Origin of the sequence: Erythrobacter sp. LQ02-29, assembly GCF_022576075.2 — a bacterium.
Lineage (GTDB): Bacteria > Pseudomonadota > Alphaproteobacteria > Sphingomonadales > Sphingomonadaceae > Alteriqipengyuania.
Window position 1 is genome coordinate 2,214,887 of the sequence record NZ_JANCNT010000001.1, and the last position, 12,186, is coordinate 2,227,072.

The window sequence follows — 12,186 nt, forward strand, 5'->3', positions numbered from 1 at the left end:
AAGCGGGTAGCGGGCCACCCGATGGACGACGGTTCCGTAGACACCCCATTCGCAGCGATCATCGTCGCGGCCGGTAAAGGCATGCGCGCGGGGCAAACCGTCCCCAAGCAATTCGCCCCGTGGCGCGGCGAGCCGGTGTTGCGGCATTCCGCAAGGGCCTTGTCGGCGGCTGGTGCCGATCCCCTCGTCATCGCCATTCCCCCTGGGGAGCATGAGGCCGCGATCGACGCGCTCGGCCCCGACATCGCAGCGCACCTGGTTGGAGGCGGCGAAACGCGCCAACAATCCGTGGCAAACGCGCTGGAGTTCCTCGCCGATCATCCGCCCGAGCGCGTCCTGATTCACGATGCCGCGAGGCCGCAAGTCGATCCGCAGGTGATCGGTCGGATTCTCGCCGCGCTGGAGGGCCACGACGGGGCGATCCCGGTGCTGCCGGTGGTCGACAGCCTCGTTATCGCGCGCGACGCCTGCATGGAAGCGCCCGCCGATAGAGACGCGATGCGCCGCGTCCAGACACCACAGGGCTTCCGTTTCGATGCCATTCTTGCCGCCCATCGCGGCTGGCAGGGGGAGCCTGCTGCCGGGGACGATGCGCAAGTCCTCCGCGCGGCCGGACACGAGGTCGCACTGGTCGAAGGGGACGAGCAGCTCGCCAAACTGACATTCGCAGGGGATTTCATGTCGGAAGCACCGCAGGTTCGCACGGGGATGGGGTTCGACGTCCACCGCCTCGAGCAGGGCGAAACGCTTTGGCTCGGCGGGATCGAGATCGCCCATACGCATGGATTGGCAGGCCATAGCGATGCCGATGTCGCCCTCCACGCGCTGGTCGACGCGCTGCTGGGAGCGATCGGGGATGGCGACATCGGGAGCCACTTCCCCCCCTCCGACCCGCAATGGAAGGGTGCGCCCTCCTCTCGCTTCGTCGAACATGCCGCCAGCCGGGTGCGAGAAGCGGGCTATAGTGTCGCGAATGTCGATCTCACCATCATCTGCGAGGCGCCGAAAATAGGCCCGCATCGCGAGGCGATGCGCACCCGGATCGCGCAGCTTCTATCCGTTGACACTGGCGCGATTAGCGTGAAGGCAACGACCACGGAACGGCTTGGTATGACCGGGCGTGGCGAAGGGATCGCGGCGCAGGCCATCGCCACGCTTATCCGCAGGTAGGAGGGTTTTCATGATGAAGCTTTCAGGTCTTCTTTTCGCCGGTATCCTGGCGGTGGCCGGCACTGGCGCGGCCCAGGCGCAGGACGCCGGCGACGCGCCGGTGGAACTCGATCCGGCACAGGTCAGCAGCGCGGTGCGTTATGCGATGCCGCTGGCGCTCGACGGGCTCTACGCAAGCTGCGCCAGCTCGCTCCCGCCGAAGGCCTACCTCCTCTTGCACCGGGACGGTCTCAAGACCCGGTTCACCAAGGCTTCCGAAGGTACGTGGAGCCAGGCGCGCGGTCTGATCATGCAATTGATGGACAAAAAAGGCGGCGAAGACCTGTCGTTCATGAAGAACATGCCCGACGATGCCATGAAGCCCTTCGTGGACGCGATGGTGACGCAGCTCGTCGCGGAGGAGATCGAGCCGGCCCAGTGTGTTGATATCGACAGGGTCATGGAACAGCTCGATCCTTTGCCTGCCGAAAACCTCGCCAATCTGGTCGGCGTCGTGGTCGATCTGGCGATGAAGGAAGAAAAGGGTCCGAAGCCGCTCGCAATCCCGATGGCACCGGCCCCCGAATGACCGTAATGCCCGCAGAACATCTCCTACCCGACGATATCTGCCTGCTCGCGCAGCAGGTGGTGAGAGCCAATACCGAGGCAGGTCGCAAGGTTACCGTGGCGGAAAGCTGCACCGGTGGTCTGGTATCGGCCGCCCTTACCGAAGTGCCCGGCTCGTCCGCCGTGTTCGAGCGCGGCTACGTCACCTATGCCAATTCGTCGAAGGAGGAGATGCTCAACGTCTCGTCCGACATTATCGAAACCTTCGGCGCGGTGTCGATTGCGTGTGTCTGGGCGATGGCGCAGGGCGCGCTCGAACGCAGCGGGGCGGACGTTGCGGTCGCGATCAGCGGAATCGCGGGACCTGGCGGCGGCACCGACACGAAGCCGGTCGGAACAGTGGTATTCGCGCGGGCGAAGAAGAGCTCCTCAGACGGCGGTCAGCCGGAGGGTGAGATGCGCAAGTTCGACGGCGCGACCCGCGCCGAAATCCGGCGTCAGGCGACGCTGTGCGCGCTGGAACTGCTGCTGCCATAAAGCGCTTGGGCGCGTTTTTCGAACGCCTCCACCATGCGGCGGAACGCGCGGTCGAAATACTGGCCCGCCAGCGCTTCGAACACCCTGTTCTTGAAGGTGAACTGGACGCAGAAATTGATGCGACAGCCACCATCGGCGGTGGGTTCGAAGCGCCATTCGTTTTCGAGATCGCGCAGCGGCCCGTCGACGTAGTTGACCTTCAGGAAATGCGGCCGGTCCTTCTCGACCCGCGACGTGAACCGCTCCCGGATCGCCTTGAAACCGACGACCATGTCCGCGACCATTTCGGTCTCGGCGTCCGAGCGCACGCGCGTTGCAATGACCCACGGCAGGAATTCCTTATACCGCCCGACATCGGCGACCAGATCGAACATCTGCTCGCAGGTAAACGGCAGCTCGCGCGTTTCGCGAATTCCCGGCATCAGGCGGCCTCCCCGCGCCGGCCCTCCGCCTTCGCCAGTTTGGCTTCGCGCGCAGCCTTCATCTGGGCGAAGTCATCGCCCGCGTGGTAGCTCGACCGGGTCAGCGGGCTGGACGCGACCTGCAGGAACCCCTTGGCCCGGGCGATCGCGCCGAAGGCATCGAACGCCTTCGGGGTGACGAAATCCTCCACCTTCGCATGGCGCGGGGTGGGCTGGAGATACTGGCCCAGGGTCATGAAATCGATGCCGGCGCTGCGCATGTCGTCCATCACCTGATGGACCTCCAGCCGCTGCTCGCCCAAGCCCAGCATCATGCCGGACTTGGTGAAGATCAGCGGATCGTGGGCCTTCACCTCCTCCAGCAGGCGGAGCGAGGCGTAATAGCGCGCGCCGGGGCGAATGGTGGGATAGAGGCGCGGAACGGTTTCCAGATTATGGTTGAAGACGTCGGGTCCGGCCGCACAGATCGCCTCGATCGCCGGGCGCATCTTGCCGCGGAAGTCGGGGGTCAGGATTTCGATGGTCGTGCCGGGCGTTTCGCGCCGCAGCGCCTCGATCACCTTCACGAACTGCCCCGCCCCGCCATCGGGCAGGTCGTCGCGATCGACGCTGGTGATGACGATATGCTCCAGCCCCATCTTGCCCGCCGCGACCGCGACGTTCTCCGGCTCCATCGGATCGACCAGCCGGGGCATCCCCGTCTTCACGTTGCAGAACGCGCAGGCGCGGGTGCACACGTCGCCCAGGATCATGACAGTGGCGTGCTTCTTCTCCCAGCACTCGCCGATATTGGGGCAGGCGGCCTCTTCGCACACGGTGTTGAGGTTGAGTTCGCGCATCAGCTTGCGCGTCTCGTGATAGCCCTTGCCGACCGGTGCCTTCACCCGGATCCAGTCGGGTTTGCGCGTGCGCTGCGGCCGGTCGGCCGGTGTCGTGGGAGCCGAGGAGAGATCGTTCATGCCGCCCACTTAGGCATCGCCCTTGCCACTGGCAATGGCGGCAGGCATGGGAATGGGCATGATCCAGACCGACTCACCGGACCTCGATGCCCTGATCAAGGGATACCGCGATTTTCGCGAAAAAGGCTGGGCCCCGTATCGCAAGCGCTGGGCCGAACTGCGGCAGGGGCAGAACCCCCAGGTGATGGTCATCGCCTGTTCCGACAGCCGCGTCGATCCCGCGCAGATCTTCGATGTCGATCCGGGGCAGATTTTCGTGGTGCGCAACGTTGCCGCCCTGGTCCCCCCGTTCGAGACGACGCCCGGCCAACACGGCGTTTCAGCGGCGCTGGAATTCGCGGTCCAGGTGCTGAAGGTGAAGGAAATCGTGGTCATGGGCCACGGCATGTGCGGCGGGTGCGAGGCGGCGCTGAGCCGCTCCATGGAGGGCACCGAACCCGGCAATGGCGGCTTCATCGCCCAGTGGATCAAGCTTCTCGACGGCGCCCGCGACAAGGTGACCGAGCAGCAGGGCACGGAAGGCAAGGAAGCTCGCCGTGCGATGGAAATGGAAGCGGTCAAGGTCAGCCTGGAGAACCTGCGGACCTTCCCTTGCGTGCAGGCCAAGGAGGGGCGCGGCGATCTGAGCCTGCGCGGTGCCTATTTCGCGATCAGCGACGGCCTGTTGCATCTGCTCGACGACGAGAGCGGCAAGTTCAGCGCCATCACCTGATCGTCGCGTAATACCGGAGAAATGATAATGTCCGAAATGGACGCGAAGAATATCGCGCTGCTGATCGATGCCGACAACGTCAATCCGTCAGGTATCAACGCCGTGCTGACCGTGCTGGCCGAACTGGGGCAGGTCAATATCCGCCGCGCCTATGGCAACTGGGCGAAGGATGCGCTTAAGAAATGGGGCGACATCACCAACCGGTTCGGCATCCAGCCGCACCAGCAGTTCGACCTGACCCGCGGCAAGAACGCGACCGACATGGCGATGACCATCGACGCGGTCGACCTGCTCTATCAGGGCAAGGTCGACGGGTTCGGGATCATGAGCTCGGACAGCGACTTCACCCCGCTGGTGACCCGGCTGAGGCAGGACGGGCTGCCCGTCTATTGCTTCGGCGACAAGAAGACGCCCGAGGCGCTACAGAGTGCCTGCACCCGGTTCATCGATATCGACAAGCTGATGAAGGGCGAGCAGCGCAACGGTGGCGGCTCGGCCCCTAGCGACGAGGGCGAACGGGTCGACGAAGACGTCATCACGCTGCTGGGCGACGCATGGAAGGCATCCAGCCGGGACGAGGACGGCTTCGCCCGCTTGCAAGAGGTCGGACAGATTGCGGGCAACCGGTCCAGCTTCGATGTGCGCAACTTCGGCTTCAAGCGGTTGTCCGAACTGGTCCGCTCGCTCGACCGGTTCGAACTGCGCCGGGGCGAGGACAACCAGCTTTACGTCAAGCGACTGCGCTGACGGTTGATAAGAAAAAGGCGCGGCCCCGTTTTAGGAGCCGCGCCGTCAATCTTAGCCCTTGGATTGCGGGCCGGAGCGATCAGCTGCCGGTCGCCGCAGAGGCGGTTGCCCCGGTCGAACCCGCGGCCTGCTGCGCCGCGTAGATCGACCACAGCTGCGCGATGTTCTTGCGCGACTGGTCGCCATCGACCTTCGCGAAAGTGGCCTGCGCCTCCTCGTACTTGCCCTGATCAATCTGCGCGATACCCATGCGGGTCAGCGCCTCGGCCTTGTCCACATCCGGCTTTTGCAGGGCCAGCGTATAGAGCTCTTCGGCTGTCGCCGCCTTGCCGTTGCTGAGTTGCGAGTTCGCAGCGGCAACGATCAGCTTGGTGCTCACGCCGGACTTGCGCGCATCCGCCGCCAGCGAGGGCAGATCGGCCTTCTCGCTCGCGATCCGGCCACTCGCTTCGCCCTTCGCTTCCTTGATGAACTGGTCACTGGTGTTGATCTTGCCGGCGGCGACACCGCGATCGATAACCCCGGCCACTTCGCTGGGAAGGCGGCGGGCATCGGCCGCGTTGATGTAATCGGTGTAGTCGCGTTCGGAACGCAGTGCATCGTTGCGCGCCAGCAGGCGCAGCGCGTCGAGGAGGGCAGGCTCGGTCGGGGTATAGTAGTTACGCTGCCCGGCCATCACGTCGCCCCACGCGGTGGGGCTGGGATAGTACTTCACCCACATCTCGCCGAGCTTGGTCACTTCCGGGCCAAGCTCGTTCTGGAACGCCGCGACATAGGCGCTACGCAGCAGCGTCTCGTCGGGCTTGCCGGTGCTGGCCTGCTGCTCGATCTGCTGCACGGCGTAGTCCACGCCCTGCTGCGCCTGATCGGCATCGATATAGGTGCGCATGATGGTCGAGCGCATATCGTTGGGGCCGATCTTGCCGGTCGTCCCGTCGGAGAATGTTGCGTCGAACGAATAACCGATGTCGATCGCCCGCTGCAGGGCCGTGCGCGCGCCGTCCATGTTGCCGGCGGCCCGCTCGGCTTCGAACAGGCCGTAGTTGATCTGACCCTGGGTCTTAGCATCGCCCTTGCCGCTGTCGGCCATCATACGCAGACCGGCAAGCTTCAGGTCCTGATCGTTCAGCTTGGTGGCGACACGATAGGCGAGGCTGCCGGCTTCGAACTTCTCGTCGCTCGACTTGGCGACCGCATTGACGGCGGGCAGCTTGGTCTTCGCTGCCGCATAGTCGGCCGCCGCTTCGTCCTTGATAGGGTCGTTGGCCGCGTTGTAGGCGGTGACGAACTCCTTCGAGAACTCCGGCTTCGCCGCTTCATCGCCCTTCTTGTCCTGCGCTGCGGCTGGCGCTTCGACTGCCGTGGCAGCGATCGAACCACCCGCGACAAGGGCGAGCGCGAGCGCCAGGCTGGAAGGCGTGGATTTACGGGCGAAGAATCGCATTACGGGTATCTCCCATTGAATTTCACGTTTGATCGAACAGAACCTGACCGGCCCCGCTCTGGCGATAGGCCTCGTCTGTTACCGGACTGAGATATGATTTCCACGCTGAATATGGATTGAATGCCCGGAACATCGCAATACGGCCACGAAATGTGGAAAACCATGCGCAATTCGCGCTCGCCATGGCGGTAAAAGTGGTGTCGCGCGGCGCGTTCCCCTACCCTCCTCCGATCACAGAACAATTACGGATCTGAACGGCCTTGACCGACGAAACCGATACCATGACCCCGCCCGCGCCGATGGGCGAATACGAACGCATCGACATCGTCGACGAAATGAAGACGAGCTACCTCGATTACGCGATGAGCGTGATCGTGAGCCGCGCGCTGCCCGACGTGCGCGACGGGCTGAAGCCGGTGCATCGCCGCATCCTGTTCGCCAGTAACGAAGGCGGCTTCGTCGCGGGGCGGCCCTATCGCAAGAGCGCCAAGATCGTGGGCGACGTGATGGGCAACTATCACCCGCACGGCGACAGCGCGATCTACGACGCGCTCGCGCGGATGACGCAGGACTGGTCGATGCGGGTGCCGCTGGTCGATGGCCAGGGCAATTTCGGCAGCATGGATCCGGATCCGCCCGCCTCGATGCGTTATACCGAGGCGCGGCTGGCGCGGGTCGCCAACAGCCTGCTCGACGATCTCGACAAGGATACGGTCGATTTCGCCGACAACTACGACGGTTCGCGGCGCGAGCCCACCGTCCTTCCCGCCCGCTTCCCCAACCTGCTGGTCAACGGCGCGGGCGGCATCGCGGTGGGCATGGCGACCAATATCCCGCCGCACAATCTGGGCGAGGTGATCGACGGCTGCCTCGCGCTGATCGAGGATCCCGGCCTCTCCAGCGAAGAGCTGATGGAGTATATCCCCGGGCCCGATTTCCCGACCGCGCCCCTGATCCTGGGGCAATCCGGTGCCCGCTCCGCCTACACCACCGGCCGCGGCAGCGTGCTGATGCGCGCCCGGCACGAGATCGAGGAGAAGCGCGGCGACCGGCGATCGATCGTCTTCACCTCCATCCCGTTCCAGGTCGGCAAATCGGGCCTCGTCGAAAAGATCGCCGAAGCCGCAAAGGAAAAGCGGATCGAGGGCGTTTCCGACATCCGCGACGAGAGCTCGCGCGAGGGCGTGCGCGTCGTCGTCGACCTGAAGCGCGACGCCAGCCCGGAAGTCGTCCTCAACCAGATCTGGCGCTACAGCCCGGCGCAGGCGAGCTTCCCCGCCAATATGCTGGCGATCCGCGGGGGCAAGCCCGAAACGCTGGACCTGCGCAGCATCCTGCAATCCTTCGTGCAGTTCCGCGAGCAAGTCATCACACGCCGCACGAAGTACGAGCTCAACAAGGCGCGCGACCGGGCGCATATCTTACTCGGCCTGGTCGTCGCGGTCTCCAACCTCGACGAGGTGGTGCAGATCATTCGCGGCGCGCCAAATCCCGCCACCGCGCGCGAGCGGCTGCTTGCCAAGGAATGGCCGATCGGCGACATCGCGCAATATATCCGGCTGGTCGAGGCGATCGAGCCGACCGCCGATCAGGAAGGCGGCACGTACTCCCTGTCCGAACGGCAGGTGAAGGCGATCCTCGACCTGAGGCTCCACCGCCTGACCGCGCTCGGCCGCGACGAGATCGGCGAAGAGTTGAAGGAACTGGCCGACGCGATTGAGGAATATCTCTCGATCCTGGCCGACAGGGCGAAGCTGTATCGTGTGATGCGCGAGGAGCTGGAGGAGATCCGCAACACCTACGCCACCCCGCGCGTCAGCGAGATCGCGCCGGCGTGGGACGGGCTCGAGGACGAGGACCTGATCGAGCGCGACGAGATGGTCGTGACGGTCACAATGGACGGCTACATCAAGCGCACCCCACTCTCGACCTTCCGCGCGCAAGCGCGCGGGGGCAAGGGCCGGTCCGGCATGGCGACGAAGGACGAGGACGCGGTGCGCGAACTGTTCGTCACCAGCACCCACAATCCGGTCCTGTTCTTCTCCACCGCGGGCAAGGTCTATCGCCTGAAAGTGTGGAAGCTGCCCGAAGGCGGTCCGCAGACGCGCGGTCGGCCGATCGTGAACCTGCTGCCCGCGCTCGATGCCGAGGAGACGATCGCGACCGTGCTCCCGCTGCCGGAGGACGAGGACAGCTGGGGCGCGCTCAACGTCGTGTTCGCCACGGCCAGGGGCAATGTGCGGCGCAACGCGATGGATGCCTTCGCCAACATCCCCTCCAACGGCAAGTTCGCGATGCGCTTCGACGACGACAGCGACGATCGCCTGATCGGTGTGCGCCTGCTGGAAAGCGGCGACGACGTGCTGCTGGCGAGCCGCATGGGCAAGGCGATCCGTTTCGATGGCGAGGATGTGCGCGAATTCCAGAGCCGCACCTCCACCGGCGTGCGCGGCATGCGGCTGAAGGATGGCGACGAGGTCGTCTCGCTCGCCGTGCTGAAGGGCGGCACCTGGTCGCCGGAGGATCGCGACGCCTATCTGCGCGTCGCCCCGTGGAAAGCCGACGACGACAGCCCCGCTCTCGAAGGCGAGCAGGCGACCATGGCGGAAGACGAGGAATTCATCCTGACCGTCTGCGCCAATGGCTACGGCAAGCTTTCCTCCGCCTACGAATACCGGCGCAGCGGTCGCGGCGGCCAGGGCGTGACCAATATCGACAACATCGCCCGCAACGGGCCGGTCGTCGCCAGCTTCGTCGCCGACAAGGCGGATCAGCTGATGTTGGTCACCGATCAGGCGAAGCTGATTCGTATCCCGCTCGAAAGCCTGCGGGTGATCGGGCGCGGTTCGGCGGGCGTGCGGCTGTTCAATGTCGGCAAGGGCGAGCATGTCGTCAGCGTCACGCGCATCGACGACGAGGAAGCGCCCGAGAACGAAGCCGAGCGGCTGGTGGCCGAGGAAATGCTCGAGAAACGCGGCGGCGACGACGAGACGCAGCCCGACACCACGATGGACCGCGACGACCCGCCGGGCGACGAAGAGGGCGAGGTCTAAGCGGGCAGGATCTCGCGCCGGTCGGCCTTGTCCCGCCGGCGCAGGCTCTGCACCACGCCCGTCGCGATCAGGAACTGACCCGCGGCATAGAGCGGCCAGATCAGCCACGCCGCCACCGTGCCCGGCACCATCCCGCCGCCGCGCCCGAAAATAAGCAAGTCGGACACCACGAACAGGATCGCGCCGATCCCGACGCGGTAGCGGGGAAAGCTGCTGAGCCAGGCGGTCGCCGCCATCGCCCCCAGGCCCAGCCCGTAGAACGACACCTGCAGCGATCCCGACAAAAGCCACGCAAGCGCGGGCGTGAAAACGAAGAGCGCCACCGCGAGCGCAACCTGGCTGCCAGCGGGATTCGCGCGCCGATTGCGCAGGTACAGCACGATGCCCGCCAGATGCCCGGCGAAGAACGCTGCGCCGCCATAGAGCAGGTCGATCTCCAGCAGCATGTCCCCCAGCGCACCCAGCCCTAGCACCAGCGTGAGCAACTGCCCGTCGACGCCCAACCCGCGTTCAGCGGCATAGATCGCAAGCGCGGCGACAGGGGCACCCTTGAGAGCAATGATCCAGTAATCGTCGGTGGTACCGCGCAGCACGAAATAGGCGATCGCCGCCACAATGGCCGCAAACAGCCAGGGACGGCGGTCGATCAGCGCTCTTTTCGGCAATCCACCCTCCCCTGCGGCACCCGCGCCGCTTGAAGCTCACCTAGGGCAAGCGATATGGGGCGGCAATGACACATGATATTCACATCATCGGCGGCGGTCTCGCCGGAAGCGAAGCGGCATGGCAACTGGCCCGGCGCGGCTTCCGCGTCCGCCTGTCCGAAATGCGCGGCAGCGGCGAGACGACCCCGGCGCACCAGACCGACGGCCTGGCCGAGCTGGTCTGCTCCAACTCATTCCGGTCCGACGACAGCGACAAGAACGCAGTCGGTCTGCTGCATGACGAGATGCGGCGCCTCGATTCGCTGGTGATGCGTGCGGGCGAGAAGGCGCGCGTTCCCGCAGGCAGCGCGATGGCGGTCGACCGCGATGTGTTCTCGGCCGAGGTCGAGCGCACCCTGGCCGAACACCCGAACGTCACCGTGGTGCGCGAGCGCGTTGACGTGCTGCCTGCCGGCGGGCCGACGATCGTTGCGACCGGGCCGCTGACCGCGCAGGCGCTCGCCGAAAGCATCGTCGCGGCGACGGGGCAGGAACGGCTCGCCTTCTTCGATGCGATCGCGCCGATCGTCCATCGCGACAGCATCGACATGGACATCTGCTGGATCCAGTCGCGCTGGAACAAGCGCAACGAAGCCTCGAACGAGGATGGCGATTACATCAACTGCCCGATGACGAAGGAGCAATATCTCGCTTTCCACCAGGGATTGATGGACGGAGAGAAGACCGAATTCCGCGAGTGGGAAGCCGATACGCCCTATTTCGACGGCTGCATGCCGATCGAGGTGATGGCGTCGCGCGGTGTCGATACGCTGCGCTATGGCCCGATGAAGCCGGTTGGGCTGGACAACCCGCGCGATACCACGCCAGAATTTCCGCAGGGGCGCTGGCCCTACGCCGTCGTCCAGCTGCGGCAGGACAACAAGCTCGGCACGCTGTGGAACATGGTCGGTTTCCAGACCAAGCTGAAATACGGCGCGCAGGTCGAGCTGTTCCGTACGATCCCCGGCCTGGAGCAGGCGGAGTTCGCGCGCCTTGGCGGCCTGCACCGCAACACCTTCCTGAATTCGCCGCTGGTGCTCGACCGGCAGCTGCGCCTGCGCGGGGCGGAGCATATCCGCTTCGCGGGCCAGATTACCGGGTGCGAGGGCTATGTCGAAAGCTCCGCGATCGGGCTGGCCACCGGCATGATGGCGGCATGCGAGCTGGCGGGCGAGCCGTGGCGCGAACCGCCCCGGACGACCGCGCTGGGCGCGTTGCTGTCGCATATCACCGGCGATGCGGAGGCCGATACCTATCAGCCAATGAACGTGAATTTCGGCCTCTTCCCGCCGCTGCACGAGGTGAAGAAGAAGCAGCGCAAGGAAGCCTATACCGGTCGCGCGAAGGCGGACATGGGCGAATGGCTTGCGCACTTGGAGCGCGAGCGGGTCCCCGCCTAGCAGCTACAGGTCGGTTTCTTCGGTTTTCGCTTGGGTGCGGTGGTCGCGAACTCCGCCTGCGTCAGCGACCGGTCGTGGTTCGCATCGGCCCCGTCGAAGCGCTGCGCGGTCGCCACCGCCCACTCCTCGAAGCTCAGCAGGTTGTTGCCGTCCTTGTCCAGCCGACGAAAATCGTCGGTTCGCGACGACAGCATCTCGCTGCGGGTGATCTTGAGATCGCGGTTGCGATCGTAGCGGAAGAAGCGGCGTTGCTCGCGCGTCAGTTCGCTCGCCTCTGGCGGTTCCGGACCGCGCATGGCGCCCGGATCGGCCTGCGGCAGGGTCGGCTCCGCATTTGGATCGGCGAGCGCAACGGGCTCCGGCGGCGGAGCCCCCTTCTCCACCTCGGCGCGGCCCTGCCACCAGAACAGGCCGATGCCAACCAGTACCAGCGCGCCGACGAATCCCAGGATAGCCTTGTTCATGCCCGCCCCCCTTTTCGCGGCATTTCTA

General features: G+C 65.4%; 12 protein-coding genes. 7 read left to right on the forward strand and 5 right to left on the reverse strand.

The genetic code is table 11. The annotated features are described in order from the left end of the window. Positions 1–21 precede the first annotated feature (21 nt). The 3 genes from MKP08_RS10940 to MKP08_RS10950 are packed head-to-tail and all read left to right on the forward strand — an operon-like array spanning position 22 to position 2,253. A complete protein-coding gene (locus MKP08_RS10940) occupies positions 22–1,170 on the forward strand; it encodes a bifunctional 2-C-methyl-D-erythritol 4-phosphate cytidylyltransferase/2-C-methyl-D-erythritol 2,4-cyclodiphosphate synthase (RefSeq protein ID WP_241553853.1) in 1,149 nt (382 codons plus the stop codon). A gap of 10 nt (positions 1,171–1,180) precedes the next feature. Then, the gene (locus MKP08_RS10945; RefSeq protein ID WP_241553854.1) at positions 1,181–1,738 is read left to right on the forward strand and encodes a hypothetical protein; all 558 of its coding nucleotides are present in this window, start codon (positions 1,181–1,183) and stop codon (positions 1,736–1,738) included. Between the two features lie 5 nt (positions 1,739–1,743). Continuing rightward, on the forward strand, positions 1,744–2,253 hold the full coding sequence (locus MKP08_RS10950) for a CinA family protein (RefSeq protein WP_241555592.1): 510 nt from the start codon (positions 1,744–1,746) through the stop codon (positions 2,251–2,253). On the opposite strand, the gene MKP08_RS10955 is transcribed toward MKP08_RS10950, so the two are convergent. After that, positions 2,214–2,675, reverse strand: a complete 462-nt coding sequence (locus tag MKP08_RS10955) for a type II toxin-antitoxin system RatA family toxin (RefSeq protein ID WP_241553855.1) — start codon at positions 2,673–2,675, stop codon at positions 2,214–2,216. The two genes, MKP08_RS10950 and MKP08_RS10955, sit on opposite strands and share 40 nt — an antisense overlap. Then, positions 2,675–3,634, reverse strand: coding sequence for a lipoyl synthase (gene lipA, locus MKP08_RS10960; RefSeq protein WP_241553856.1), 960 nt, complete (start codon positions 3,632–3,634; stop codon positions 2,675–2,677). The genes MKP08_RS10955 and lipA overlap by 1 nt, the downstream gene beginning before the upstream one ends. Positions 3,635–3,692: 58 nt before the next feature. On the opposite strand from lipA, the gene MKP08_RS10965 reads away from it, so the two are divergent. Both MKP08_RS10965 and MKP08_RS10970 read left to right on the forward strand, forming a co-directional pair. Continuing rightward, the gene (locus MKP08_RS10965; RefSeq protein ID WP_215228172.1) at positions 3,693–4,346 is read left to right on the forward strand and encodes a carbonic anhydrase; all 654 of its coding nucleotides are present in this window, start codon (positions 3,693–3,695) and stop codon (positions 4,344–4,346) included. Positions 4,347–4,373: 27 nt separating this feature from the next. Beyond that, a complete protein-coding gene (locus tag MKP08_RS10970) occupies positions 4,374–5,093 on the forward strand; it encodes an NYN domain-containing protein (RefSeq protein ID WP_215228171.1) in 720 nt (239 codons plus the stop codon). Positions 5,094–5,172: 79 nt separating this feature from the next. Here the strand turns inward: MKP08_RS10970 and MKP08_RS10975 are convergent, their stop codons facing one another. Beyond that, positions 5,173–6,537 carry a hypothetical protein gene (locus tag MKP08_RS10975; protein WP_241553857.1) on the reverse strand — a complete coding sequence of 455 codons (1,365 nt, stop codon included), beginning with the start codon at positions 6,535–6,537 and terminating at the stop codon, positions 5,173–5,175. A gap of 260 nt (positions 6,538–6,797) precedes the next feature. On the opposite strand from MKP08_RS10975, the gene gyrA reads away from it, so the two are divergent. Continuing rightward, entirely contained in the window at positions 6,798–9,590 is a 2,793-nt protein-coding gene (gene gyrA / locus MKP08_RS10980; RefSeq protein ID WP_241553858.1) for a DNA gyrase subunit A, read from the forward strand. Here the strand turns inward: gyrA and MKP08_RS10985 are convergent. Then, positions 9,587–10,255: a lysoplasmalogenase gene (locus MKP08_RS10985; RefSeq protein ID WP_241553859.1), complete on the reverse strand. Its 669-nt coding sequence runs from the start codon at positions 10,253–10,255 to the stop codon at positions 9,587–9,589. The genes gyrA and MKP08_RS10985 overlap by 4 nt on opposite strands. 65 nt (positions 10,256–10,320) lie before the next feature. Between MKP08_RS10985 and trmFO the strand changes: the two genes are divergently transcribed. Beyond that, entirely contained in the window at positions 10,321–11,694 is a 1,374-nt protein-coding gene (gene trmFO, locus MKP08_RS10990) for a methylenetetrahydrofolate--tRNA-(uracil(54)-C(5))-methyltransferase (FADH(2)-oxidizing) TrmFO (protein WP_241553860.1), read from the forward strand. Here the strand turns inward: trmFO and MKP08_RS10995 are convergent. Then, positions 11,691–12,158, reverse strand: a complete 468-nt coding sequence (locus tag MKP08_RS10995; RefSeq protein WP_241553861.1) for a hypothetical protein — start codon at positions 12,156–12,158, stop codon at positions 11,691–11,693. The two genes, trmFO and MKP08_RS10995, sit on opposite strands and share 4 nt — an antisense overlap. Between the last annotated feature and the right edge of the window lie 28 nt (positions 12,159–12,186).